The sequence below is a fragment of the Paraburkholderia sp. RL18-085-BIA-A genome, assembly GCF_046027075.1.
Taxonomy (GTDB): Bacteria; Pseudomonadota; Gammaproteobacteria; order Burkholderiales; family Burkholderiaceae; genus Paraburkholderia.
This window is the reverse complement of the sequence record NZ_JARESU010000056.1, coordinates 1-25,527: the sequence shown is the minus strand read 5'-3', so window position 1 is coordinate 25,527 and position 25,527 is coordinate 1. Positions and strand designations below refer to the sequence as shown.

The window sequence follows — 25,527 nt, the reverse complement described above, 5'->3', positions numbered from 1 at the left end:
CCCGTCCTCTACCCCTTTCCCGTACAAGGAGATGGCCGATGACTGAAGCAACTCCATTCGCATCCACATCCACCGCCACGCTGAAGCCGGCCCGGCAACTGGCCGACTTGCCGCCACGCTTTCACGGCGAGAGCGCCGAGTACCGCCGCGCGCGCAACGAACTGCTGGCCGAGGAAATCGAATTGCGCCGCCATATCGAGCGGGTCGCCGAGCAGCGCCGCGCGTTGCCGCCTGGCGGCATCGTGCCCGAGGACTATCGCTTCGAAGGCGAGGCGGGCCCGGTGACGCTGTCGGAGATGTTCGGCACGCACGACACGCTCGTCACCTACAACTGGATGTTCGGCCCGCAGCGCGCGCGGCCCTGTCCGATGTGCACGTCGCTGCTGAGCGCCTACGACGGCGAAATGCCCGACATCCTGCAGCGCGTGGCGTTCGCGGTGATCGGCCGCGCGCCGATCGAAAAGCTCGTCGCGTTCGCGAAGGAGCGCGGCTGGCGGCATTTGCGGCTCTACTCGTCGGGCGGCAACACGTTCAACCGCGATTACGCAGCCGAAGACCCCGCCGGCGACGACGTGCCCGCGCTCAATGTATTCACGCGTTCCGGGGGCACGGTGCGGCACTTCTACGGCGCGGAGATGGGGGCGTCGACGGCCGACCCGGGCCAGGACCCGCGCGGCGCGCCGGACCTGATGCCGCTGTGGACCGTGCTCGACTTGACGCCGGGCGGCCGTGGCAGCGACTGGTATCCGAAGCTGGACTACGCGGGCACGCCGCGCTGAAGCGGCAGTTGCGCGGCGGCGCTGCGGCGGGGCGGCGTGGGGGCGGCGCGCGGCGTGTCTACCACTGCGCGTCCATCGCCAAAGCCTGCGCCGACGCCGCCTGCAAGTACGCGGCGACGGCGCCGGCGCGCATCGGCGGGCTGAACAGATAGCCCTGCACCGCGCGCGCACCCAGCCTCTTGACGATCTCGGCTTGCAGCGACGTTTCGAGCCCTTCCACCACGCATTCGAGCCCGAGGTTTCCGCACAGGTCGAGCACCGACTTGACGATCTTTTTCGACGCGCTGTTCGAGTCCACGTCGGTCACGAAGCTGCGGTCGATCTTGATCGTATCGAATGGCAGGCGGTGCACGTAGCTCAGGCTCGAATAGCCGGTACCGAAGTCGTCGAGCGACACGCGGCAGCCAGCTTGCTTGATCATCGTAAGCGAACTGCGAGCCTGTTCGAAATCGCGCGTCACGGCGGTCTCCGTGATCTCGAACGCCACGCGATGCGGCGGCACGCCGCTCGCCGATACGATATCGATCAGACGGCGGGCGCGCGCCGAAGTGGAGATATCAATCGCGGACAGATTGAACGAAAGAAACAGCTCGCACGGCCAGCGCGCGGCTTCGTCGAGTGCTTTGCGCAGCAGCACTTCCGTGACGCGCAGAATCAGTTCGGTACGCTCCGCAACCCGAATGAATTCTTCCGGCTTGACCATGCCGAGCCGCGCGTTCTGCCAGCGCCCGAGCGCTTCCAGGCCAATGGGGCGGTGCGTGAGCAGATCGTAGATCGGTTGCAGCTCCAGGAACAGGTCCGCTTCGAGGTCGGCATGGCGTAGCTCCTGGGTCAGGAGACTCGAACGCCGGATGCGCGTTTCATGTTCGGTCGAGAAGATCACCGGCGAGCCGCGCCGGCTTTCCTTGCCGAAGTACAGCGCGGCATCAGCGTGTTCGAACACTTGCGCGACCGTCGTGCCGGCTTCGGGAAACGCGGCCCAGCCGATCGTGCCCGATAGCTTGGCGACATTGCCGCCCACCCGGTACGGCTGGCCGACCGTCTCGCAGATGCGCTGGCCCACCGCCACCAGCATTTCGTTCGAGAGTTTGTGCTGGACGAGCACGCCGAATTCGTCGCCGCCCAGACGCGCGAAGAACAGACCCGGGTCGGCGAGCGCGAGCAGGCGCAAGCCGACTTCCTGCAGCACGAGATCGCCGCTCGCGTGTCCGTAGACATCGTTGACCTGTTTGAAGCCGTCGAGATCGATTAGCCCGACATTGAAGCCGGTACCCGTGGCGAGCGCCTGTTCCGACATTGCGCGTAGCGACGCGAAAAAGCTGCGCCGGTTGGGCAGGTCGGTGAGACTGTCGAGGCTTGCGAGCCGGAAGTTCTCGTCACTGAGCCGCTGCGTATTCTGCTGGCTCGCCTGCAGCTCGCGCTGCGCGTGAACCACATCGGCAAAGGTGCGGAAGTAAAGCTGGATGATGACGGCCAGAGCGATGCCGACCAGCGTCATGTCGACCGCCATCGCGATGAACACCGGATAGCCCGTGAAAACGAGGAAGACGGAAAAAGTCAGGATGACGATTGAAAGCAGAAGCAACGCAGCCGCCCGCAGATGCATCAGGCAGAATACGCAGCCCACCAGCGTCGTCGCCATGTAGAACGCGACCTGCGCCTGTTCTAAGGCGGTGCCGTAGGGGAACAGTAGTAGCGACCAGGCGCTGAACGCGACGCCGAAAATGCCGGCAAGCCAGATCACCTTGCGCAACTCGGGCACGGCTTTGTCGTGGGTCAGCACGTGATGACGGATGCGCCACCATCGCACGCAACGGACAATGCACAGCCCGCAGAGCGTGGCGGGCACATAGATGGACAACCATGCCGGCGCGCTGCGTAGATGCGTGACCGCGACGGCCGTCATGTTGACAAGCAGGATGAAATAGAGGAGCGGTATCTGACGGCTGAAAGCCTGAACCTGCGAACGCACGAGTTCAGGGTCGCCCTCAGCAACCGATAGTGCTTCCCTCAACCTCGCTAGCCCAACCATTCCCATTCCTTTCACGCTTGCAACGCGCACGCAACCTGATATATCGGCCGCGCATTTCGGACCTTGAGAGGCCCTCGGAGGAAATAAATCTGGCGGGGCAAGCGGTAACTCCGACCGGACAGTACGGGGGCTGCACGTCATTTGTGCGTTGCGTACAGCACGGGCTAGTGCGCTTTTTACCGATTCAAGGCGCGGGGCACGACAGCACCCGTTGCGGCGGAACGGCCGTACCGGGTTCGCCGTTTCTGGCCGGCGTGCCTCGCGGCGGGGTCGACACGAGGCGCACGGTATTCACGCCCGCATTCGCCAGCACGTATTTTTCCGGGCTATTGTCGGGTTGCCAGTAAGCGCGAAACACCGCGTCGTCGCTGAACACTAGCAGCCTGCCGTGGACCACCTTTGCCCCGCTAACCAGGTCGACAGGTTCGCCGTCGCGCATTTGAAAGCCTTGGGGCGACGTCGAGCCGGATGTCGCGCCGACCAGTGTCGCGCAGCTGGCATTGTCGTCGGCCAGAGCTGTCAGAGGCATCGCGGACAAGGCGGCAAGCAGCGCTTTTGTTGCAAGACGGCAAAATTTCATTTTTTTACTCCTGCCGAATTGTTGATTTTCACCGGCATTTCGTCCGCCAATGCCAGATCCTCGTGATCGAACCTAAGATGGGAAGAATGCCTGCCGGTAATCGTCCACCCACCGCTAAAGCACTGAAATTGCAACGGATTGTGATATGACGCAAGCGCGTGGAAAGCGCCGGAAGCGCGTAAGCGCGCGATTCTTATGGCAGTTTGCAACGAAAAATCGTCAAATTGGCTCTGGGCGGGTGATACAAGCCTTACACCGAAGGTTTGCGCGAATGCGCGCCTATGCGTTAGTGTGTCGGTCCCGGCGCGACAGATGTGGCGCCGGTTCCATGATTACCATACGGGAAGTGCTATGAACAAACAGGAACTGATTGATGCAGTCGCCGCAGCGACCGGCGAAAGCAAAGCGGCCACCGGCCAAACCATCGACGCGATCGTCGAAGCGGTGACCAAGGCCGTGGTGGGCGGCGATACGGTGCAACTGGTCGGTTTCGGTTCTTTCTCGACCGGCGCGCGCGCAGCACGCGTAGGCCGCAATCCGTCGACGGGTGCCGAGATCCAGATCGCAGCTGCCAAGACGGTGAAATTCACCGCCGGCAAGGCGTTCAAGGAAGCAGTCAACGCGTCGTAATGCAACGCGCTTCGCGCCGGAGCATCCACGTGCGCCGTGAAGCGCGCGGCGAGCAATGCATCGGGCGCGAGGAATCACGCGCTGCCCAACCCCGGCAGGCTGGACCGATCGGCGGGTGGTGCGGCGCGTGTGCTTCAACTTGCCCTGAGTTTGCCCGGAGTTCGCCGTAGCGGCTTGTCACGCGCGCTCAGCCCGCGCGGCGCTTGCGGGTTGCGGCGGCGAGGGTATCAAGTACCGGCTCGGTTTGTGCCCAGCTCACGCAGGCATCCGTGATGGACACGCCGTAACGCAACGGCACCCCGGCCTTCAGGTCCTGACGGCCTTCTTCCAGATGACTTTCCAGCATCACGCCGATAATGCGGCGCTCGCGCTGCGATAGTTGCTGCGCCAGATCCTGCACCACCTCCAGTTGACGCAAATGCGACTTGCCCGAGTTCGCATGCGAGCAATCGATCATCACCTGCTCGCGCAGACCTGCTGATTTGAGCGCCGCGCAAGTGGCGTCCACCGACGCGCTGTCGTAATTCGGTCCTTTCTTGCCGCCGCGCAGGATGACGTGCGCGTCGTCGTTGCCGCGCGTTTCGAAGATCGCGGCCATGCCCATTTTCGTCATGCCCATGAACGCGTGGCTCGCGCGCGCCGCGACGATCGCGTCCGCAGCGATCTGCACGCCACCGTCGGTGCCGTTCTTGAATCCGATCGGGCAGCTCAACCCCGAAGCCAGTTGCCGATGACTCTGACTCTCGGTCGTGCGCGCGCCAATGGCGCCCCACGCGATCAGGTCGGCGATGTATTGCGGACTGAGCAGATCGAGAAACTCGGTAGCCGTAGGCAGCCCCAGGCCGTTGATGTCGAGCAGCAATCGCCGCGCGAGCCGCAGGCCTTCGTTGATGCGGAAGCTGCCGTCCAGACGCGGGTCGTTGATATAGCCTTTCCAGCCGACCGTGGTGCGGGGTTTTTCGAAATACACCCGCATCACGATCAGCAGATCGTCTTTGTAGGCGTCGGCCGCGTCCTTCAGCTTGCGTGCGTATTCGATCGCCTGGTCGTGGTCATGAATCGAACAGGGGCCGACGATCATCACGAGGCGGTCGTCGCGGCCATGCAGAACGTCGGCGATTTCCGCGCGCGTTTTCTCGACGAGCGTCTGTACCGCGAGCGGCACCGGCAACTCGTCTTGCAGCAGCGCGGGGGAAATCAGCGGACGGACCGCGCCGATCCGCACGTCGTCGATGCGCGTGGTGTCCTGGGTGGCGTCGGCCGAGCCGACTTCCTGATCGTGCAAAGGATTGTCGATGGCGCTCAAAATATTCTCCCGGGGCTTGATGATGAGGCGGCGTGGCCGCCTGAATGTTCGAGCGTGCGCGCGCCGGTTTGGCGGGGACGCTGCGTGGGGTTGGTGTTGGGTCGGCGTGGCCGCTGCACTGAAAGCGCGCAGGATTCGCGTTGAGTTGCACCGATCCGCTGGCGCGATTATGACACCCGCTAGCCGTGGCTGGGACTGCGCCAGATCAGAGTTTCCTGATCAGCGCCATTGCGGCGGCCGGGTTGCGCTCCTTGAAGCCGCTGATCACGTATAGATAGACATCGCGCGCAGCCGCTTTGGCCGGTGGCTCGGCGGCGGTTTCGAGGTCGTCCGGCGTCGCGCCCGCGGCCAGCTGGCGCGCGCGTTCGGCCCATGCGTCGAGGGCTTTGGCCGAATAGCCTTTGGCCTGTTTATCGGTCGTGCCCATGATGCGGGCATACACGAACGGCGCGGTGAGGTCGGCGATTTGCGGGTAGTCGCTGTCGGCCGCCAGCACCACCGCGACTTTGTACTTGCGCGCGAGCGCGATGAAGTCCGGCGTTTTGAACGTGTCATTGCGGACTTCGACTGCATGCCTGAGCTTCTGGCCTTCGATGCTGGCGGGCAGCAGTTTCAGAAAAGCCTCGAAGTCTTCGTGGTCGAATTTCTTGGTCGGCGCGAATTGCCAGTTGACCGGACCGAGCTTCTGTTTGAGTAGCAGCACGCCGCTCGCGAAGAAGCGTTCGATCGTTTCACCCGCATCGGCCAGCACTTTTCTGTTGGTCGCGTAGCGCGGCGCCTTCAGTGAAAAGACGAAATCGTCCGGGGTTTCCTGATACCACTTCTCATAGCTCGCCGGCTTTTGCAAACCGTAAAACGTGCCGTTGATTTCTATCGACGTGAGTTGGCGGCTCGCGTATTCGAGTTCGCGGCTTTGCGTGAGGTCCGAAGGGTAGAAGGTGCCGCGCCATGGCACGTAAGTCCAGCCGCCGATACCGACGCGGATGTTCGCGGAGCTGGCACTTTTGGCAGGCTTCGCACTCTTCGCGCTGGCCGCACTTTTTGCGCTTTTTTCTTCAGCCACGTAAGTTCTCCTTCTGGCTCCAGCCGGGGGAAGCAGTAGATTAGCTTCTTTTTGGCCGCGAGAGAGAAGCGGATTCGCGCTGGCGAAAAACCGTGCAACACGACCCGCTACGCGTCGCGCGTCGCATCCGGCGGGCGCCGCGTGGCCTCTTCGAAGCGCCGGTCGGCCTCCGCCACTTCCGCCCTGAACCGCTGCAACGCGTTTACCGCCAGGTCGGGCGGCGTGAGCGCAGTCCACAGCACGTCGATCAACTGATCGGCGGTCGCGTCGATATCGATGCGCCGCCTGGTCAGCGTGGCGTCCCACAGCACATGCTCCATCGGCCCGAACACCATCGAGCGCAATAAACGCAGCGGCATGTCGGTGCGAATCTGTCCGCTCTGCTGGCCTTGCGCCAACACGCGCATCAACGGCGCGGTATAGCTGCGCTGCAGTTCGGTCAGCGCCTCGCTCAGTTCGTGATGACGCGCGCGTCCCTCGGACAGCACCAGCGCGCAGAGATCGGTGCCGTTCACCAGCATCAGCCGCAAGTGCGTGCGCACGATGAAGGCGAACTGCTGGCGCACGCTGCCGTCGCGCGGCAAGCCCGACTCGATCGCGCCGATGATCTCGTCGTACCAGTCACTGATCACGCGCGCGCATAGCTCGCGCTTGCCGCGGAAATAGCTGAACACGGTCGCCTCGGAAATCGAGAGGCGCTGCGCGATCTCGGCGGTCGTCGCGCGCTCGTAGCCTTTCTCGGAGAAAACGTCGCGCCCCGCCTGAAGAATCTCCTTCACGCGTTGCTGCGATTTGCGCCCGGCCGGCTGGCGGCGCGACACAGGTAACTCGGCCTTCACGGCAACCGTCATATGAGTGGAGTTCAGATTTGAGGCGCTGCTGGAGCCCGGCGAGCGCGCCCAATGAGCCAAACGAGGCTAATGAGCACGATTTTAACCGCAAAGCAGCGTCAGAAGCACGTTTGAACATTTTCTGAGTAACACTCAAAAATACCTATTGACGCTTACGTCAATCTGGCGTGAAATGCGCATTGAAACTTGTCGCGCCTCGTGCGGGACGGCAGCGGTGATGCAAGCCGCCGCCGTCCACCGGCCCGCGCGGACCCGCCGGCGCCCACGAGGCCGACCGGCCGCCAACGAACTCTGGAGACACAGCAATGCGCAACCTGCCCGGTTTGCAGTTCCCGCTCGGCGAAGAAATCGAAATGCTGCGTGACAGCATCGCGGGATTCGCCGCCAAGGAAATCGCCCCGCGTGCCGCGGAAATCGACCGCACGGATCAATTCCCGATGGACCTGTGGCGCAAGTTCGGTGATCTCGGCGTGCTCGGCATGACGGTCTCGGAGGAATACGGCGGCGCGAACATGGGCTACACCGCGCATATGATCGCGATGGAAGAGATCTCGCGCGCGTCCGCGTCGGTCGGCCTGTCTTACGGCGCGCATTCGAACCTGTGCGTGAACCAGATTCATCGCAACGGCACCGACGCGCAAAAGCGCAAATACCTGCCCAAGCTCGTGTCAGGCGAACATGTCGGCGCACTCGCGATGAGCGAGCCGAACGCGGGCTCGGACGTCGTCAGCATGAAGCTGCGCGCGGAGAAAAAGGGCGACCGCTACGTGCTCAACGGCACCAAGATGTGGATCACCAATGGCCCGGATTGCGACACGCTGGTGGTCTATGCGAAGACCGATCCCGAAGCGAATTCGCGCGGCATTACCGCGTTCATCGTCGAGAAGGGCATGAAGGGTTTTTCGGTTGCGCAAAAGCTCGACAAGCTCGGCATGCGCGGCTCGCATACCGGCGAACTGGTGTTCGAGAACGTCGAAGTGCCGGAAGAAAATATTCTCGGCCAGTTAAACGGCGGCGTGAAGGTGCTGATGAGCGGCCTCGACTACGAGCGCGCGGTGCTTGCGGGCGGCCCGACCGGCATCATGGTCGCGGTGATGGATGCGGTCGTGCCATATATCCACGACCGCAAGCAGTTCGGCCAGTCGATCGGCGAGTTCCAGCTGATTCAGGGCAAGGTGGCCGATCTCTACACCACGCTGCAGGCGTGCCGCGCGTATCTGTACGCGGTGGGCCGTCAACTCGATACGCTCGGCAACGATCACGTGCGCCAGGTGCGCAAGGACTGCGCGGGCGTGATTCTCTACACGGCGGAAAAAGCCACGTGGATGGCCGGCGAAGCGATCCAGATTCTCGGCGGCAACGGCTATATCAACGAGTATCCGGTCGGGCGATTGTGGCGCGATGCGAAGCTCTATGAAATCGGCGCGGGCACGAGCGAAATCCGCCGCATGCTGATCGGCCGCGAACTGTTTGCCGAAACGCTCTGACGGGTCGCGAGCGCGGCGCGCGGGGCGACGCGCGAGCATGACATGCGCACCACACGAGCATTGCGCGCGCCGCATCGCGGCGCGTTCGGCGCCGGCCTCGATAAGAGGCGGCGAACATCAACCACCTTGCATGGGATCGGAGTAAGCGCTAAAGCGCCAACTCCGATCGACCGCAGTTGCATGGGATCGGAGTAAGCGCTAAAGCGCCAACTCCGATCGACACAGGAGAAGCTAGCCCATGCCGATCATCGAATCAAAGCTGAACCCACGCTCGGACGACTTTCGCGCCAACGCGACAGCGCTCGAAGCGCTGGTCGCCGATCTGCGCGCAAAGGTCGAAAAGCTCGCGCTGGGCGGCGGCCAGGCGGCGCGCGACAAACATACCGGGCGCGGCAAGCTGCTGCCGCGCGAGCGCATCGAGAAACTGCTCGATCCGGGTACGCCGTTTCTCGAGTTCTCGCAACTCGCCGCGTACAACATGTATCACAACGACGCGCCTGGCGCGGGCGTGATCACGGGCATCGGCCGGATCGCGGGGCAGGAGTGTGTGATCGTGTGCAACGACGCGACGGTCAAGGGCGGCACTTACTATCCGGTCACCGTGAAAAAGCACGTCCGGGCCCAGGAGATCGCCGCGGAAAATCATTTGCCCTGCGTGTATCTGGTCGACTCGGGCGGCGCGAATCTGCCGAATCAGGACGACGTGTTCCCGGACCGCGATCACTTCGGCCGCATCTTCTACAACCAGGCGAATCTGTCGGCGGCAGGCATTCCGCAGATCGCCGTCGTGATGGGCTCGTGCACGGCGGGCGGCGCGTATGTGCCCGCGATGAGCGACGAGTCGATCATCGTGAAGAATCAGGGGACCATTTTTCTCGGCGGTCCTCCACTCGTGAAGGCTGCGACCGGCGAAGTGGTGAGCGCGGAGGACCTCGGCGGCGGCGACGTGCATACGCGTCTGTCGGGCGTGGTCGATCATCTCGCGCAGAACGACGCGCACGCACTGGCGATCGCGCGCAGCATCGTCGGCAATCTGAATCGCACGAAACCTGCGCCGCTCGCGTTGCAGGAACCGAAGCCACCGCGCTACGACGTGCACAGCATGTATGGCGTGATTCCCGTCGACACGCGCAAGCCGTTCGATATCCGCGAGGTGATCGCGCGCATTGTCGACGATTCCGCTTTCGACGAATTCAAGGCGCGTTACGGCACCACGCTCGTCACCGGCTTCGCGCATATCTGGGGGCATCCGGTCGGCATCATCGCGAACAACGGCATTCTGTTTTCGGAGTCGGCGCTCAAGGGCGCGCACTTCATCGAGCTGTGCTGCCAACGTAAGATTCCGCTCGTGTTCCTGCAGAACATCACCGGCTTCATGGTGGGCCGCAAATACGAAAATGAAGGCATCGCGCGCAACGGCGCGAAGATGGTGACGGCGGTGGCGACCGCGAAGGTGCCCAAGTTCACGGTGATCATCGGCGGCTCGTTCGGCGCGGGCAACTACGGCATGTGCGGCCGCGCGTATTCTCCGCGTTTCCTGTGGATGTGGCCTAACGCGCGCATTTCGGTGATGGGCGGCGAGCAGGCGGCGTCGGTGCTGGCCACGGTCAAGCGCGATGGCATCGAAGGCAAGGGCGGCTCGTGGAGCGCCGAAGAGGAAGAGGCGTTCAAGCAGCCGATCCGCGACCAGTACGAACATCAGGGCCACCCGTACTACGCGAGCGCGCGTCTGTGGGACGACGGCGTGATCGACCCGGCGCAAACGCGCGACGTGCTCGGCCTCGGCCTCTCGGCGAGCATGAACACGCCGATCGAAGACACGCGTTTCGGCGTGTTCAGAATGTGACGATGCGCGACGAAGCGCGGGAGCTGCGACGATGCAATATGAAACACTGAATCTGGAAATCGCCGGACCAGTTGCCACAGTCACGCTGAATCGGCCGGATGTGCGCAACGCGTTCAACGAAACGATGATCGCTGAAGTGACCTCGGCGTTCACGGCGCTGAATGCGCGCGACGACGTGCGCGCGGTGGTGCTCGCCGCGAACGGCAAGGCGTTCTGCGCGGGCGCGGATCTCAACTGGATGAAGAAAATGGCCGGTTACTCGAACGACGAGAACCGCGCCGACTCTATGTTGCTGGCGAACATGCTGGCGTCGGTGTATCGCTGCAACAAGCCGGTGATCGCGCGCGTGAACGGTGACGCGTACGCGGGCGGCATGGGCCTGATCGCGGCGTGCGACATCGTGGTGGCCGTGCAGAGCGCGCGCTTCTGCCTGTCCGAGGCGCGGCTCGGTCTGATTCCGGCGACCATCGCGCCGTACGTGATCCGCGCGTTGGGCGAGCAGGCGTCGCGCCGCTATTTCACCACCGCCGAGGTGTTCGATTGCGCGACGGCGTTGCGCATCGGCTTCGTCAGTGAAGCGGTGGACGCGGAGCAACTCGACGCCACGGTCGAACAACTTGCTCAAACGCTCTGCGCGAACGGACCGCAAGCGGTGCGCGCGTGCAAGCAGCTCGTGCAGGACATCGCGGGCCGCGAGTTGACCGACGCACTGATCGAAGACACGGCGGCGCGCATCGCCCGCACGCGGGCCGGCGCGGAAGGGCGCGAAGGCGTCGCGTCGTTCCTCGAAAAACGCACGCCGGCCTGGCGCAACTGACGCGCGCGCCACGTCCATTTTGCGGGGTGCGTGCAGCGCCTTAACCAGAACAACCGCCCCGAACCGCACATTTCATCGAGACATTCATGTTCAACAAGATCCTGATTGCCAATCGCGGCGAGATTGCATGTCGCGTTGCCGCGACCTGCAAGCGGCTCGGCATCGCGAGCGTGGCCGTGTATTCCGACGCGGACGCCAACGCGAAACATGTGGCCGCGTGCGACGAGGCGGTGCACATCGGCGGCTCGACGGCGGCGGAAAGTTATCTGCGGGTCGAGCGCATCATCGAAGCCGCGCGCGCCACCGGCGCGCAGGCGGTGCATCCGGGCTACGGCTTCCTGTCGGAGAACGAAGACTTCGCGCATGCCTGCGAAGCGGCCGGCATCGTCTTCATCGGACCGCCGGTCGCGGCAATCGCCGCGATGGGCTCGAAGGCCGCCGCGAAAGCGCTGATGCACGCGGCCGCCGTGCCGCTCGTGCCCGGCTATCACGGCGACGACCAGGACCCGCAGTTGCTGCATCGCGAGGCCGATGCGATCGGCTACCCGGTGCTGCTCAAGGCCAGCGCCGGTGGCGGCGGCAAGGGCATGCGCGTGGTCGAACGCAGCGAGGATTTCGCGGCGGCCCTGGCTTCGTGCAAACGCGAGGCGGCGAGCAGCTTCGGCAACGACCGCGTGCTGATCGAGAAGTATCTGACGCGGCCGCGCCACGTGGAAGTGCAGGTGTTCGCGGACCGTCACGGCGGTGCGGTCTATCTGTTCGATCGCGATTGCTCGGTGCAGCGGCGTCACCAGAAGGTGCTCGAAGAAGCGCCGGCGCCCGGACTGAGCGCCGAGATAAAGCGCGAAATGGGCGAAGCGGCGGTGGCCGCCGCGCGCGCGGTGGAATATGTCGGCGCGGGCACGGTCGAGTTCATCATGACCAGTAGCGGCGACTTCTACTTCATGGAAATGAACACGCGCTTGCAGGTAGAGCATCCGGTCACGGAAATGGTGACCGGCCAGGACCTCGTGGAGTGGCAATTGCGCGTCGCCGCCGACGAACCGCTGCCGCTCACGCAGCCGCAGTTGAAGCTGGACGGCCATGCGATCGAAGCGCGCATCTACGCCGAGCATCCGGCGCGCGGTTTCCTGCCGTCGACGGGTACGCTCAAGCATCTGCGCATGCCGGAAGGCGTGGAGTTTGCTATCGATGCGGCTGGCTTGGGAGAGCCGGGCCGCAAGGCGCCGGTGCGGATCGATAGCGGCGTGCGCGAAGGCGACACCATCACGCCGTTCTACGACCCGATGATCGCCAAGCTGATCGTCCACGGCGCCACGCGCGAAGAGGCGCTCGCGCGCCTGAGCCGCGCGCTGCACGCGTGCGAAGTGGTCGGGCCGCATACCAACGTCGAGTTCCTGCAACGCATCGTCGCCAGCGAGCCGTTTGCCAGCGGCGACCTCGACACCGGTTTGATCGAGCGTCATCACGACGCGCTGTTCGCGCCGCAGAAGAAGCCCTTCAAGGAAGCGCTCGCGCTCGCCTGCGCCGCCTTGCTCACGCGCGAGGGCGGTACTGCGCACGGCGCGTCGCCGTGGGATGCGCTGTCGCACTGGCGTCTGAACGGCGGCTACACGCAGACGCTCGGCTGGCGCGCGATCGACGACAGCAGCGACCACAAGAGTGACAAAAGCGGCAATAGTGAGCACGCATTCACCGTCTCGTTCGCGCGCGACGGCGCCAAGCAAACGCTCGAACACGACGGTGTACGTGAAGAATTCTCGTGGTCGAAGGGCACGGGCGCGCACGAGTTCCGCGCGACGCTCGGCGATGCGCGCGTCACGGGCCGCGTATTCGTCGACGGCGACACGTTTCATGTGTTCTGCCTCGGCACGGCGCTGGCGTTCGAGTGGCAGAACCTGCTCGCGCATGCGGCCGACGCGGAAGGCGGCGAAGGCCGTTTGACCGCGCCGATGCCGGGCAAGGTGATCGCGGTGCTGGTCGAACCCGGCGCCGTGGTCGAGAAGGGCACGCCGCTGCTCGTGATGGAAGCGATGAAGATGGAGCACACGATCGGCGCGCCGGCGGCCGGGACGGTGTCGGAAGTGCTGTACGCGGTCGGCGATCAGGTGGCCGACGGCGCGCAGCTGCTGGTGCTGAACGTGCAGTAGCTTCGCGGGTTGGGGGCTCAGCCGAGGCGCGCGTAGCCGGCGGCGCGCGCTTCGTTTTCGAGCTGCTCGATGCGTGCGTAGTCCGCGAGCGGCAGCACGGAAAAGCCCTGCAAACGCAGGCGTTTTGCGCGCTCGGGCCGGATTTCGAGCGATTCGTTCAGTGCCTCGCGCAGCGCGCGGACGGTGGCCGGCGGCACCGTGCCGGAAGCGATCAGCGGCAGACCCGGGGAGGCCGCCGTCACGCCGATCGCGCGAACCCGGCGGGCCAGTTCCGGCATTACATCGCCGATGAAAGCGAAGGTCACGCAATCGACCGCGGCGACATCCGCGCGATTGTCCACCACCGCTCGCAACGAGCCGAGATGCGAGCCGGTGCGCAGCACCTTGCTGAAGAACATGCCGGCGCGCGCGTGCGGCGCGACCGCGTGACGGAACACGTTCATCCCGCTATTCGAGTCTTCCTGATTGTAGGCGGCGCGCGCGCCACGGCAGGCCGCGAGCGTATCGAACTGGGCGTCCGAGCGCGTCACCAGCACGCTCGAATAATGCGCGCCTTCGCAGCCCGGCGCGTCGAAGCGCGGCGTCGCGACCAGTTGCACCTGCTCGTGCAAGCCGTGCATCAGCGGGTAGCCGCAGGTTTGCGAGAGCAGCAGGTTGGGGCGCCGCCAGAAGCCGTGCAACTCCTCGTCCGGTTCGACGATGCGGCACGCTGGCTTGACTCTACGCAGCACGTCGTCGAGCCATTCGCGCCACTCGAAGTCGAGCGCGGGCGTGACGTTGTACATGGGCAGGGCGGCGATCCAGGTCATGACGCGATTCTGGCACAGCTAATGTCTGACCATACGAAACTCGTCGAGCCCGAGCCGCACCGGCTCAGTCGGCTTGAACGTCCACTTTTGCGCGGCGACCGACAGAATCTCCTGCTGCGCGTCTTCGAAGGCGACGAGCAGGTCGCGCTTGCGCTTGCTCGCCGCACCGCAAAACGCGACGAGCGCCTCGGCGCTGACCTCGAAAATCTGCGCGCGATCGTCGCAGCACACCCGGAACGCGACCGTTGCGCGTTCCGTCACACAGGGTCGGAACCCCTCATCGACATAGACTGACATGGCGAACTCCCCTACGACGCCCGAATCATGAGCATGACAAAGCGCGCCATTGGGGTATGTGGGAGAACCGGCATTTGCGATCAAATGCCGGGCGTCCCGGCACGCGCAGCGGCAGGCAACCTCGGCAAGCGGAAACATCCGCGCAAGCTTTGGTAAGCGGCCGCGTCTTTCCGCCCGTTATTCGTCCGTTCTCCGGCCGCTCGCGCTGGCTACACTCGCTGCGGCGATTGCGCCTTTGCACAGACACGGTCAACCGGAACGGACGGAGGAGAGGATGATCCACGGCAGTCGACATGGCACGGTGGTGCCCAATCAGGCACGGCGCCTGCTTCTGGCCGCCACGCTGACGTGCGCTTGCGCCTTGCAAGGCTGCGCGACCTCGCTCGAAACCTTCGGGTTTGGGGCGGGCGTCGGGCTCGTCGGCGCGTTCGGGTTGATTGGTTGCGCGATCGGGTGCCGGTGAGCGTGCCGGTGGCCGGCGACCCGTGCAGCGGGGTTGTCGAGGTGGCGCGGAGCGCTCCCGTTCAATAATCTCACGGCCTGTTGGCATAACCGATGCGGGGGCCGGACTGACGCTCATGGCCCGGCCCGGAGGCTGGAGAGCGGGGTGGCGGCAACGCGTCCGGCCCAGGTGGCCGCTGGCAGACCGCTCGCTGATCGCGGCGCATCATGTCGAGGGCAACAGGGACTTCCTGCCGCGCCGGCGCGGCCTAGGCTCGACACCGACGCGATAGTCTCGCGCGAGCACGAGTGCCGTCAGTCTTTCCGCGACGGTTTCGAAGGCCGGATCGTCCTGCGGAACGTAGAGCCATTTTCCGAGCACGGGATGCGGCCGCAACGCGGGCATGTCGTCGATCAGTGCGGCGTGCCGCTCTTGCGACGTGCAGACCAGCAAGCCGTTCCACGGCGCTTCGCGATCGGCGGCGACCAGACACAACAAGCCTTCGACATAGGCGGCATCGCATCCGAACATTCGCTTGCGAACGTAGGTCGTATCTCGCTCGAAGGCGTCGAATATCCAGACGAGCGAGTTGCTGACGGTGGATGGCATGGTCGTGAAGTCTTTGACGAGTAACGCGATTATGCGCGTGAGGAACTCATGCAATCGACGGTGGGCTTGTACAGTTCTCCTGCGACATGGATGCCGGGTCGCAAGGCCAAGCCCCGATTCCGCGTCGGTGACGAGTGCGATCTTGTTCTCAACGGTATATTCATGACGAGTTCTTTGAGCTGAAGACTACGCGGGTTCTCGCAGATCTCAGCATGTGCCGGCAGAGCACGCGCACCGGGGGGCGTAAGCGGACAGCCACCGCCGTGCCGTTGCGGCACGCGAGCGGCCTTCACACACCGGAAGGTCAGTCGATGACGCGCCGGCCTTCGACCGGATAGTTCGGGTCCGTATAACCCGGCGTGGACGCATGGCCCGCCGGAACCAGACTGTCGACGAACTTTTCGTCGTCCGGTCCAAGCTGCAGCTTCAGCGCATGGACGTAGCTGTCCCAGTGCGCTTCTGTGCGCGGACCCGCAATCGCGGAACTCACGAGCCGGTTCTTCAGCACCCAGGCAATGGCGAAGGCAATCGAAGTGGTGCCGCGTTCAGCGGCGTGAGCCGCGACTTTCTGCGCGATGGCCAGCGATTCCGGACGCCACTCGGTCTGCTGGATACGCTTGTCGCCGCGCCCCGCGCGGGAGTCGGCTGGCGGCGCGCCCTCGAGTGCATATTTGCCTGTCAACACGCCACGCGCGAGCGGGCTGTATGGAACCACGCCGATCCCATAGTGCCCGGCCGCCGGCATCAGCTCGACCTCGGCGGTGCGGTCGACCATGTTGTACAGCGGCTCGACTGCGACGGGCCGATCGATCCCGAGCTGATCGGCCAGACGCACGATCTCGGCAATGCGCCACGCGCGGAAGTTGGACAGGCCAAAATAGCGCACCTTGCCCTGGTGGATCAGATCGCCGATGGCACGCACGCTTTCTTCCAGCGGCGCATCGTTCAACGACCGATGGAAGTAGAGGACGTCGATGTAGTCGGTGCCCAGACGCTTCAGGCTGGCCTCGACCGACTGGAAAATCCATTTGCGCGACTGACCCTGTTCGTTCGGACCCGCATTCGCCGTTGCGGGATAGCCGAACTTCGTCGCAACGACCCAGCTGTCACGCCGTGGCGCAATCGCGCGGCCGACGATTTCCTCGGACCGTCCAGCGTGATAAACGTCGGCGGTATCGATAAAGTTCACGCCCTGATCGGACGCCTTGTCGATAATCGTCCTGGAGGTGGCTTCGTCCGTTTTGCCGCCGAACATCATGGCGCCCAAACACAGCGGCGAAACCTTGAGGGCGCTACGACCCAAATATCGGTAGTCCATCATTTTCTCCATGCAGGCCGTGCCTGCGATTGCTATTGTCGAATAGGGATAGATGATAGGCAGATCGGATCTAGCGATAAAGCCCCTAAAACGGCAAGCCGTTATGAGCTGTGATCATGAATGAGGCTGGCGTCACCGCTTCCTCTCTTCCGGGCGATAGCGGATTGCGTCGATCACTACGGTCATTGCGCTCGAAAATTCCCGGCGGCTGGCGTAGAAGGCGTGCAAGCCGGGGAAGGTCGGACACCAGTCCTCCAGTACCCAGACAAGACGGCCCGCTGCGATATGCGTTTGAACCAGGTCGGCCGGCACATAGGCCAGACCGTATCCAGACAAGGCCGCCTCCAGCATCTGATAGGTTCCGTTGAAGGCGAGCTGGCCCTCCACCCGAGCCTGAACTTCGCGATTGCCCTTTTTGAGTTCCCACGGACAGAAGCCGCCAAGAGTCGGCAAACGAAGATTGATGCACTTATGCGTGGTCAGGTCGTGAGGCTTCTTTGGCCATTCCCGCTTCTCCAGATACGCCGGAGAGCCGACGATTGCCATGCGCATATCGGGCGCAATGCGGACCGCGATCATGTCTTTGGCGACCTGATCGCCGTTGCGAACGCCGATGTCATAGCGATCGGCGACGATATCGGACAAACCATAGTCCGTGATGATTTCAACGTTGATTTCCGGATACTTGCGCAGGACTTTCGACAAGCGAGGCCAGAGAACCGTCTTGGTCGCGTAGTCGGTCGCGGTGATGCGAATGGTCCCGGCGGGTTTGTCGCGAAACTCGGTTACGGCTGCCAGTTCGGATTCGATCTCCTCGAAGCGGGGCGCGACTGTCTGGAGCAGACGCTCGCCGGCCTCGGTCGGCGAAACGCTGCGCGTGGTGCGGGTCAAGAGGCGTAGTCCGAGCCGTGTTTCGAGCGCCCGGATGGTATGACTCAACGCAGACTGCGATACGCCCAGTTGTGCGGCGGCACGAGTAAAGCTGCGCTCGCGCGCGACGGCGATGAAGGCGATCAGGTCGTTGTAGTTTTCGCGCGGCATTGATGAGCCCGTTTCATAGGTGTTTGCCGATTTTAGCGTCTAGTCAGGCGCGCATGTGAAGGCTAGATTTGCAGAAGTCGCGATACACCCACCGCAGCGGTGCCTGTCGGCACAGATTCGTTGCGAATTGGTGGATCGCCGGGCTCTCAGAAGAAACATCGAGCAGGAGAGTCTTCAACACGGACTGAGCGGTTGCCGAGGGAAAGGCCCGATGAAAATAGTCGCGGTGGCGATGCTGGTGCTTGCTCCAGGTTTCGCAGCCTGCTCGCCGATCGAAAGGAAATCAGAAATGGAAAGCTCAAATCCGCGCCCACCCGTCAACGCGATTGGCAGCATGGGCACGGTCTCACTAGCTCTTGAGCGCTAAAGCGTGACCGGGTGTCCGCTCACGCAGGGGCAAGTCCACTGTTGTATGATCTCTCCTGCGACAGATCATTTTCAGAAAGATGATTACATCTAAGATTGATTTGTATCGAATGATGTGTTTTGGGATGGATAAAGTCAACAAACCTGGGGAATGCCCTGGAATACAGCGGGCCGTCATAGCTCTTCGCCAAGCGGCGTTGCGTGCGGCTGACTACCTCAATTTCAAGGAATGAGCGGATGCCCAAGTCACACTCCACCGCGGCCAAAGCGGCCATGGACGTCTCCGAGCGATCGGGGCCGGGAATGAAAGAACCGTCCGATGTGTTCGATGACCGCGGCCGGACCGTACCCTGGATGGCGCGAACCGTGCACAGGCTCTACGACGCGCAAGCGCAAAAAATCCTTGACAGGGAGAAGCTGCCGATCGCGTACTGGTACTACCTTCGTGTACTGGCGGCGCGCGGTGAAATTAATCAGCTGGAACTCAGCAAACGGGTGGGGATTGCATCCACCACTGCCGTGCCTGCGTTGGACAACCTGGAGAAACGTGGTCTGGTACAACGGACCCGAGATCCGAACGACAGGCGAAAGTATTTCGTCAGTCTGAAGGAAGACGGCAAACGGCTGGTCGATGAAATGATGCCAGAACTCATCGATATGATTTCGGCGTCGCTCGATGGGATCACGCAGAGGGATATGCGTGTTTTCTGGAAGGTGATGCATCAAATTGAAAATAACCTGAATCAGGCGTCGCAAGGCGACACGGTCGTCGATTGAGTAGAGGCGGTGACTGAATCAACAAGCGGTGTGCCATTCTTCCATGCGTGGATCAACGAAAGCACGGAGACTGTCCAATGCCATGGCCACCGCGGCGCGATTCTCGTTTTCGGCATGCCAGTACATCGTCCCAGTCTAGCTGGGTCTTTTCCGTAAGCGGGTGATGAGGCCGTGCGACGAAGTTGATCGGCTCCGTATAGAGCGTCTCGATCTGCGACTGCGGGTCATCATACTGTTGGCCCGAGCGGCCGACGACAATATCCAGTTCGCCGCGCGCAAGCTGTGGCATTAACTGGTTCATCGTACTTTCAACCAGCCGCACCTGCGGACCCGGCATGCGCTGAAGTAATCGCGACACGGCGAGCGGTACCGTGTCGGCCGCCGACAGACCTGATATCCCGATGCTCACGAGGCCGCTTCCGCCTGCGCGTAACGCCTGGATGTCGTCACGTGCGATGTCGAGATGCGTCGATTTGGCGTGCGTGTTCGATCAGCGCGTCGCAGTACGACGTCGGCCACAAGCCGCGCCCGTGTCGCTCGGAGAGCCGCAGGCCGACATCCTCCTGCAGTTCCTTCAGCCATTTGGACAGGGCGGGCTGAGTCGTGCTGAGTGCCGTCGCCGATTGACTCACGTTTCCGGTGCTCGCGAGGCTCGATAGCACCTGCAGATGCCTTAAACGAAGGCGGTAGGTCCAGTCCATCGAGCAGGCCTCCCATTACGCTTCCACAAACATCCGCTTCACGCGGTATGTCCGAAACCATATGGATTAGATGTTCCCGTCATTTCACGACCGCTCTGAACTGCGATCGAGCAACGCTGAGGTAGTGCGCATCGGCGTGCTGAGATCCACGTGAACCGGAGCCATCAGACGGTACCCACAAGCTCTTGACTCTAGTAATTCCACAATGCATCATGCGATATAAAGTGAATTGACGTAAATCGGTTGTGCGATGGCCACGGTAGCGGTGTAGGGAAAGTCACGCAGAGCGAAGAGGCGGTCGCCGAGGTTGAGTCGGGGCGATGTGCTTCAGTTTCTTACTTGAACTGGGAGACACAAATTGGATTCGAAGAGTCAGGATCTTCAAGACAAGGCGGAGATTCGTGAAGTGCATATGCGCTACTGCCGGGGCATCGACCGAATGGACTTTGATCTCGTGCGTTCGTGCTATCACCCCGATGCCATTGACCGACATGGTGCTTTCGAAGGCAGCGTCGAAGGTTTTATCAAATGGGCTGGGGAAGTGTTGCCCCTCTTCGACAGCACGATGCATTTCACCGGTAACCAATACGTGAAGGTGGAAGGCAATCTCGCTTTCGCGGAGCATTACGCGCAGGCGTTTCACCGCACGAAACCCACAGACGGGAAACCCGCCGCGGACTGGATTGTGAACGTGCGATACGTGGATCGGCTCGAAAAGCGTGATGACGAATGGAAAATTGTGACCGCATCGTTGTATACGATTCGGAACGGACGATCCCGGTGAGCACCGAGTCTGCGCCGTTGGGCGACTGGAACTATGGGCGGCGCGACCGCGATGATCCATCGTACGAGTACGGCCTGTGATAAGGCACAGCGCTTCGGCGACACGGCTTGCCGAAGGGAGCATTTTGCGTGTTGCCCGATGCGCCACGCTAGGGGCGATTGACCACAGAAAGAGAGATTGCCCGGCGTGAAGTGCGCGTGCGGTGCGCTCCGCGCAGCCGATGCTAGACAACGGCAGTGGTGATGGACCCATCCATCAAAAAGGAGACGACTCACGATGACATTTACTCAAACACCCACAGCAGCAATCGAGTTTGTTTCAAGGGTTTATGAAGCGATCGATTCGATGGACGAGCAGGAGTTCGCGAACTGTCTGACCGAGAACTGCACATTCGTCTATGCGAATAGCGATCCAGTCATCGGTCGCGCAAACGCTGCTGCGGCTTCACAGAATTTTCTGAAGCTGCTTGCGGGCATCAAACATAACCTCGTCAACGTATGGGCGTTCGAGAATGTCATCGTTTCGCAGATATCCGTGACTTACACACGCAAGGATGGATCGACGCTGACGATACCGGCCGCGACGATCTGGAAGTTGCAGGACCGGTTGATCGATGAATGCCGCATCTACGCCGATAGCTCTCTCCTGTTCGCGCGTTGATCCTGGGGGAACAAAGAAATGAATCGCGATCTTGAAGGGAAGACGATCATCGTCACCGGCGGTGGCTCGGGTATCGGGCGAGCGGCGGCGCTGGCGTGCTCCGTGGCGGGGGCGCGCGTCGTGGTCGCCGATATTGGTGTTGCGGAGGGAGAGGAGACGGTCTCGACGATTCGGCGGGCAGGCGGTGACGCAATCTTCGTGGCAACGAACGTAGCCAATGAAGAACAGGTCGAAGCACTCGTGGCCGCGGCATTGAGTCGGTATGGCCGGCTCGATGGCGCGTTCAACAATGCCGGTCTTTCCCAGACGAACGTCCTGCTGCACGAACTGACTGCCGCGCAATGGCGCCGGATTCAGTCAGTCAATTACGATGGCGTGTTCTTTTGCATGAAGCATGAGATACGCGCCATGTTGCAAACGGGTGGCGGCTCTATCGTCAATACTTCGTCCACGCTGGGCCGCGTGGCGATGCGAAGTGCGGCAGACTACTGTGGCTCCAAGGGCGGTGTGCTGGGGGTGACAAAAGGCGCAGCGGTCGACTACGGCGACAAGCATATCCGGGTCAACGCCGTCCTCCCCGGTGCGGTGGACACACCAATGGTTCAGGCGCTGGGATCCGATCCGCAATTCGCCGATTTGATCGAGAAGATCCGAGCGAGTCACCCACTGGGAAGAATCGGCGTTCCGCAGGAGATTGCTGCCGCCGCCGTCTGGCTACTTTCGGACAAGGCATCCTTCGTGACGGGAGCCGAACTGGCCGTCGACGGGGGATTCCTCGCCACTTGACGCTGCTTTGCGTTTGATGCGGCCGTCCTGTCATCGTGGACGGACCGCCCCACACGGAACTATTCGGATATGCAGGGGTACGCGACTACGGCACGCCCGGACTGACCCACTTCAGCGACGACCCTGCACTCGCGTGATTGACGATCGATGCGTAGGCATTGCCGCTTCCGGGAATCAGAGTGCGACGTCATTCGATCAACGTTGGCGGGTCGGCGTTGCGGCGGAGCGTTTGCACATCCATTTTGCGCATGTTGTATGATCGTCATGAGGCGGGTTATCGTAAAACAGATAATTCCATATAAGATAGATTGATATAAAATAAGGTGCTTTGGGGTGACCACAATCAAGGGTTCCAATGAGCTCCCTGTATCGAGAGCATGACGCTCGCCGCCAGGCCGGTCTATGCGTTGCCGGCCGCGTGACCCCGATGAGGAATGGCCAATGTCAAAGTCGAGTTCGAATGTAGTGCACGACGCACGCGAGGGGCCGGAAGCGGTGGATGGTCAGCGCTCGGACGTTTTTGACGACCGCGGCCGAACCGTGCCATGGATGGCTCGCACGGTATACCGGCTCTACGACGCGCAAGGCCAGAAGCTACTGGACAAGGAGGGCATTTCGGTTGCGCACTGGTTCTATCTTCGGGTTCTGGCAGAACGCGGCGAGGTGAACCAGCTCGAACTCAGCAAGCGGGTAGGGGTCGCATCGACGACGGCCGTACCGGCGCTCGATAGCATGGAAAAGCGCAATCTCGTGCGACGGACGCGCGACCCCAAGGACAGAAGGAAATGCTACGTCAGCCTGCTGGATGAAGGACGACGCCTTGTCGACGAAATGCTGCCTGAACTCACCGAGATGATTTCGGCTTCGCTCGACGGCATCCCGGCGAAAGATCTCCTGGTTTTCTGGAAAGTCATGCACCAGATCGAAGACAACCTGATCATGATGTCTCAGAGCGACTCTGTGATCGACTAGCCGCCGGCCCCGGTCTTCGGCACAACGACTTCGTCGTGGAAGCATTGGTGATCGGTGTGCGGAGAACGGCGGCGCACTCACGCCGCGCGCATCGCAGGGCGCTCCCGGCCCGGCGGAAAAATAGACCAGAGTCCGTCCTTGTGGTGAAAGAAGAACATCGCTGCGGTTCCGGCGGCCCTGCGTGCTTCGACGCATACGTAGCATTGCCGCGTCGCACGCTGGTTCTTGAATTCGACCACATGCACCATGTCCATCGAGGTGGGAGCAAGCCAGTCTTCCACCATCGAGCGTAATGACTTTGCTGCGCTAGCCATGATCTTCTCCTTATCACGCTCGCTTATCGCGTGACTACATCCCGCTGACGGGCCTCGCTGACCAAAAGGACGCAACGTCCACCGCGAGGCCAGTCAGGCTCTTCGCCTGCAACCTGCTTGCAGCGCGCTCCGCTCCCGGGCCCGTCCGACCATGGACAGAAGAGGGGGCGTTGCGCGCCCACGCTTACGCGCTTCATGTGCGAGTACGGCGCATACGAGAGCCGTACACGCTTGCTACTTGCTCACTTTGATCCGATTGCCCGTTTCGCTCGACTGCTCGATTGCATAGAGCACTTCGTGAAGTGCGCGTGCGTGATCGAAGCTGGGCGCCGTGCGGGTGCCGTGGCGCAGGTCATCGGCGATCAACCGGTAAATGCCGGCGACATTGCGCGCTGCAACGGCATCGCCGGCATCGATCGGAAACGGATCCGGGACGTCGAGTTCCTCGTAGCCGTTCTGGCCTTTGCGTCCGTACTCGACGCGCAGGGGCGAGATGTTGACCGCCGGGACGTATTCATTCCTCGCGGTGACGCGCAGATCGCCCTCGCTACCGTTGATCTCCCACAGCAGCTTCGTCCCGCGCGGCAGGCCACCGCGGAGTTGCAACGACAGCGGCGCTCCGGAGCGCAGAATCGCGTTCGCCATCAGGTGGTCGGGCGTTTTCATCTCGACGGTTTCGCCCGTCTCGATGACGCGCACGGTTTGCCTGCGTTGCGACAGCACCGCGCCGATCTGTTCGATATCGCCGAGGACGGTATCAATCGCCGCAATCGCGTGCCCACCGATCACGGAAAGCAGTGTGGCGCCGTTCCGGTTGTCCATGGCGTAAGCGTCACCCTGCAGGATGTCATCGCCCCAGCTGAAACCCGATCCGACATACGTCGAAGACAGGACCTCGCCGATCTTGCCGTTGGCGACGAGCTTGCGCATGAACTGCACTTCAGGCGAGGCGATCGCCTGTGCGCCAACGACGGCCAATGCCTTTTTCTCGCGCGCGAGTCCGGCAAGCGCGATGGTTTCTTCGAGTCCATTGCCGAGCGGCCATTCGCTGTACACGGCCTTGCCCGCCTCCAGGGCCGCCGTGACGACTTCCTTGTGGTGCTGAACCTTGACGGTGACGACGACGATGTCGATGTCCGGCGATGCGGCCAGCACAGCGGCACTTTCAAATGCCTGCGGGATACCGAACGCGGCGGCCGCTGCTTGCGCGCTCGCGAGGCTGGTATTCGCCACGCCGGCGAGCTCAAAAACGTCGGACAACGCCCGCAGGGCCGGAATATGCGCTGTTGCCGCCCAACCGCGCCCTGGGCTCAAGCCGACGATACCGACACGATATTTTCCTTCCATTGCTTCCTCTAACCGTTAGATAACTGCAGTAACCTCGGGCACCTGATCTCGAAGCTTGGCCCTCTGGAGCCGGCCACAGACACGGGCCGCATCTGTCATACGATCTGGTATTTGTACGACGGGTCTTCCTTGTCACGGCGCCCGACATTGGAATTTTCGAGCGGTGCGAGGTCTCCGGGAACCGGGTCCGATCGCTGGGAGTCGAGTACGACCATCCGATCGGCAATGCGCCATTCACCGTTTCGCCGTTCCATGCGGTCGACGTAGCGAATGTTCACCACCCAATCCATCGCAGGCTTGTCGCCGTCGGCTATCGTGCGGTGGCTCGCCTGCGCATAATGTTCCGCAAACGCTACATCGCCGTGGACCTCGACATACTGATTGCCGGTGAAGTGTTGCGTCGATTCGAAGTTCGGCAACAATTCGGCTGCCCAGTCGATGAAACCTTCGACACCACCCTCGTACGCGCCGTGCCTGTCGATCGCATCCGGGTGGTAACACGACCGCACGAGGTCCCAGTCCATCCGATCGATGCCGCGGCAATAGCGGACATGAACGCGGCGAATCTCCGCTTCATCCATTAGCTGCTGAAGTTTCGCTTCCAACTTCGGTCTCCTTGATTGAGTCGTCGCGGCTGAAGCAAATCGATGCCACGCACCTGGGGTGAGTGGATTGAAACCCAACGCGAGCGCAATCCACTTGCGAATCCGGAACGTAACGTGACGATCGAGCCGGTCTACGCTCCAGTGGTCACTTCACCGTG

At 62.5% G+C, this 25,527-nt stretch carries 26 protein-coding genes and 1 pseudogene; 13 read left to right on the top strand and 14 right to left on the bottom strand.

All coding sequences use genetic code 11. The features are described from left to right. Positions 1 to 38: 38 nt before the first annotated feature. Positions 39 to 779 (top strand): DUF899 family protein, encoded by a 741-nt coding sequence (locus P0D89_RS29725; protein ID WP_408363188.1) that lies wholly within the window; start codon positions 39 to 41, stop codon positions 777 to 779. Between the two features lie 58 nt (positions 780 to 837). On the opposite strand, the gene P0D89_RS29720 is transcribed toward P0D89_RS29725, so the two are convergent. Beyond that, a complete protein-coding gene (locus P0D89_RS29720) occupies positions 838 to 2,811 on the bottom strand; it encodes a putative bifunctional diguanylate cyclase/phosphodiesterase (protein WP_408363186.1) in 1,974 nt (657 codons plus the stop codon). 184 nt (positions 2,812 to 2,995) lie between these two features. Beyond that, entirely contained in the window at positions 2,996 to 3,391 is a 396-nt protein-coding gene (locus P0D89_RS29715; RefSeq protein WP_408363184.1) for a hypothetical protein, read from the bottom strand. A 351-nt stretch (positions 3,392 to 3,742) separates the two neighbouring features. Here P0D89_RS29715 and P0D89_RS29710 point away from each other — a divergent pair, with 351 nt between their 5' ends. Continuing rightward, the gene (locus P0D89_RS29710; RefSeq protein WP_006049832.1) at positions 3,743 to 4,021 is read left to right on the top strand and encodes an HU family DNA-binding protein; all 279 of its coding nucleotides are present in this window, start codon (positions 3,743 to 3,745) and stop codon (positions 4,019 to 4,021) included. A gap of 187 nt (positions 4,022 to 4,208) precedes the next feature. Here the strand turns inward: P0D89_RS29710 and P0D89_RS29705 are convergent, their stop codons facing one another. From P0D89_RS29705 to P0D89_RS29695, 3 genes are all read right to left on the bottom strand, one after another. Continuing rightward, on the bottom strand, positions 4,209 to 5,327 hold the full coding sequence (locus P0D89_RS29705; protein ID WP_408363182.1) for a 3-deoxy-7-phosphoheptulonate synthase: 1,119 nt from the start codon (positions 5,325 to 5,327) through the stop codon (positions 4,209 to 4,211). A 205-nt stretch (positions 5,328 to 5,532) separates the two neighbouring features. Further along, the gene (locus P0D89_RS29700) at positions 5,533 to 6,390 is read right to left on the bottom strand and encodes a DUF72 domain-containing protein (RefSeq protein ID WP_408363180.1); all 858 of its coding nucleotides are present in this window, start codon (positions 6,388 to 6,390) and stop codon (positions 5,533 to 5,535) included. A 107-nt stretch (positions 6,391 to 6,497) separates the two neighbouring features. Next, positions 6,498 to 7,241 carry a TetR/AcrR family transcriptional regulator gene (locus P0D89_RS29695; RefSeq protein WP_408363178.1) on the bottom strand — a complete coding sequence of 248 codons (744 nt, stop codon included), beginning with the start codon at positions 7,239 to 7,241 and terminating at the stop codon, positions 6,498 to 6,500. Between the two features lie 305 nt (positions 7,242 to 7,546). On the opposite strand from P0D89_RS29695, the gene P0D89_RS29690 reads away from it, so the two are divergent. The 4 genes from P0D89_RS29690 (at position 7,547) to P0D89_RS29675 (ending at position 13,541) form a co-directional block, all read left to right on the top strand. After that, the gene (locus tag P0D89_RS29690) at positions 7,547 to 8,728 is read left to right on the top strand and encodes an isovaleryl-CoA dehydrogenase (protein WP_408363176.1); all 1,182 of its coding nucleotides are present in this window, start codon (positions 7,547 to 7,549) and stop codon (positions 8,726 to 8,728) included. Positions 8,729 to 8,966: 238 nt separating this feature from the next. Continuing rightward, the gene (locus P0D89_RS29685; protein WP_408377610.1) at positions 8,967 to 10,574 is read left to right on the top strand and encodes a carboxyl transferase domain-containing protein; all 1,608 of its coding nucleotides are present in this window, start codon (positions 8,967 to 8,969) and stop codon (positions 10,572 to 10,574) included. Positions 10,575 to 10,605: 31 nt separating this feature from the next. Further along, entirely contained in the window at positions 10,606 to 11,391 is a 786-nt protein-coding gene (locus tag P0D89_RS29680; protein WP_408363172.1) for an enoyl-CoA hydratase/isomerase family protein, read from the top strand. An 86-nt stretch (positions 11,392 to 11,477) separates the two neighbouring features. Beyond that, positions 11,478 to 13,541, top strand: a complete 2,064-nt coding sequence (locus P0D89_RS29675; protein WP_408363170.1) for an acetyl/propionyl/methylcrotonyl-CoA carboxylase subunit alpha — start codon at positions 11,478 to 11,480, stop codon at positions 13,539 to 13,541. A 17-nt stretch (positions 13,542 to 13,558) separates the two neighbouring features. On the opposite strand, the gene P0D89_RS29670 is transcribed toward P0D89_RS29675, so the two are convergent. Together P0D89_RS29670 and P0D89_RS29665 are read right to left on the bottom strand one after the other, a co-directional pair. Beyond that, positions 13,559 to 14,350 carry a phosphate/phosphite/phosphonate ABC transporter substrate-binding protein gene (locus tag P0D89_RS29670; RefSeq protein ID WP_408363168.1) on the bottom strand — a complete coding sequence of 264 codons (792 nt, stop codon included), beginning with the start codon at positions 14,348 to 14,350 and terminating at the stop codon, positions 13,559 to 13,561. 18 nt (positions 14,351 to 14,368) lie between these two features. Beyond that, complete coding sequence (locus tag P0D89_RS29665) at positions 14,369 to 14,647, bottom strand: DUF1488 family protein (RefSeq protein WP_408363166.1); 279 nt, start codon at positions 14,645 to 14,647, stop codon at positions 14,369 to 14,371. A gap of 274 nt (positions 14,648 to 14,921) precedes the next feature. Between P0D89_RS29665 and P0D89_RS29660 the strand changes: the two genes are divergently transcribed. Next, a complete protein-coding gene (locus P0D89_RS29660) occupies positions 14,922 to 15,110 on the top strand; it encodes a hypothetical protein (protein ID WP_408363164.1) in 189 nt (62 codons plus the stop codon). Positions 15,111 to 15,314: 204 nt separating this feature from the next. On the opposite strand, the gene P0D89_RS29655 is transcribed toward P0D89_RS29660, so the two are convergent. The 3 genes from P0D89_RS29655 to P0D89_RS29645 all read right to left on the bottom strand — a co-directional run bounded on the left by P0D89_RS29655 (position 15,315) and on the right by P0D89_RS29645 (position 18,057). Continuing rightward, positions 15,315 to 15,698, bottom strand: coding sequence for a hypothetical protein (locus P0D89_RS29655; protein ID WP_408363162.1), 384 nt, complete (start codon positions 15,696 to 15,698; stop codon positions 15,315 to 15,317). Positions 15,699 to 16,002: 304 nt separating this feature from the next. Further along, positions 16,003 to 17,016 carry an aldo/keto reductase gene (locus P0D89_RS29650; RefSeq protein WP_408363160.1) on the bottom strand — a complete coding sequence of 338 codons (1,014 nt, stop codon included), beginning with the start codon at positions 17,014 to 17,016 and terminating at the stop codon, positions 16,003 to 16,005. Between the two features lie 132 nt (positions 17,017 to 17,148). Next, entirely contained in the window at positions 17,149 to 18,057 is a 909-nt protein-coding gene (locus P0D89_RS29645) for a LysR family transcriptional regulator (RefSeq protein ID WP_408377608.1), read from the bottom strand. 211 nt (positions 18,058 to 18,268) lie between these two features. Between P0D89_RS29645 and P0D89_RS29640 the strand changes: the two genes are divergently transcribed. Together P0D89_RS29640 and P0D89_RS29635 are read left to right on the top strand one after the other, a co-directional pair. Beyond that, a complete protein-coding gene (locus P0D89_RS29640) occupies positions 18,269 to 18,424 on the top strand; it encodes a hypothetical protein (RefSeq protein WP_408363158.1) in 156 nt (51 codons plus the stop codon). A 236-nt stretch (positions 18,425 to 18,660) separates the two neighbouring features. Beyond that, positions 18,661 to 19,200, top strand: a complete 540-nt coding sequence (locus tag P0D89_RS29635; protein WP_408363156.1) for a MarR family winged helix-turn-helix transcriptional regulator — start codon at positions 18,661 to 18,663, stop codon at positions 19,198 to 19,200. Positions 19,201 to 19,315: 115 nt separating this feature from the next. Here P0D89_RS29635 and P0D89_RS29630 read toward each other — a convergent pair. After that, positions 19,316 to 19,901 (bottom strand): annotated as a pseudogene (locus tag P0D89_RS29630) (LysR substrate-binding domain-containing protein); the annotation flags it as partial. Positions 19,902 to 20,259: 358 nt separating this feature from the next. Here P0D89_RS29630 and P0D89_RS29625 point away from each other — a divergent pair. From P0D89_RS29625 to P0D89_RS29610, 4 genes are all read left to right on the top strand, one after another. Continuing rightward, positions 20,260 to 20,685: a nuclear transport factor 2 family protein gene (locus P0D89_RS29625; RefSeq protein WP_408363154.1), complete on the top strand. Its 426-nt coding sequence runs from the start codon at positions 20,260 to 20,262 to the stop codon at positions 20,683 to 20,685. 276 nt (positions 20,686 to 20,961) lie between these two features. Then, on the top strand, positions 20,962 to 21,345 hold the full coding sequence (locus tag P0D89_RS29620) for a nuclear transport factor 2 family protein (RefSeq protein ID WP_408363152.1): 384 nt from the start codon (positions 20,962 to 20,964) through the stop codon (positions 21,343 to 21,345). Between the two features lie 18 nt (positions 21,346 to 21,363). Then, complete coding sequence (locus P0D89_RS29615) at positions 21,364 to 22,131, top strand: glucose 1-dehydrogenase (RefSeq protein ID WP_408363150.1); 768 nt, start codon at positions 21,364 to 21,366, stop codon at positions 22,129 to 22,131. 441 nt (positions 22,132 to 22,572) lie between these two features. Further along, entirely contained in the window at positions 22,573 to 23,103 is a 531-nt protein-coding gene (locus tag P0D89_RS29610; protein ID WP_408363148.1) for a MarR family winged helix-turn-helix transcriptional regulator, read from the top strand. A 77-nt stretch (positions 23,104 to 23,180) separates the two neighbouring features. Here P0D89_RS29610 and P0D89_RS29605 read toward each other — a convergent pair whose 3' ends face one another. From P0D89_RS29605 to P0D89_RS29595, 3 genes are all read right to left on the bottom strand, one after another. After that, positions 23,181 to 23,417: a hypothetical protein gene (locus tag P0D89_RS29605; RefSeq protein ID WP_408363146.1), complete on the bottom strand. Its 237-nt coding sequence runs from the start codon at positions 23,415 to 23,417 to the stop codon at positions 23,181 to 23,183. 234 nt (positions 23,418 to 23,651) lie between these two features. Beyond that, positions 23,652 to 24,764, bottom strand: coding sequence for a Gfo/Idh/MocA family protein (locus P0D89_RS29600; RefSeq protein ID WP_408363144.1), 1,113 nt, complete (start codon positions 24,762 to 24,764; stop codon positions 23,652 to 23,654). A gap of 95 nt (positions 24,765 to 24,859) precedes the next feature. Then, a complete protein-coding gene (locus P0D89_RS29595; RefSeq protein ID WP_408363142.1) occupies positions 24,860 to 25,369 on the bottom strand; it encodes a nuclear transport factor 2 family protein in 510 nt (169 codons plus the stop codon). Positions 25,370 to 25,527 lie beyond the last annotated feature (158 nt).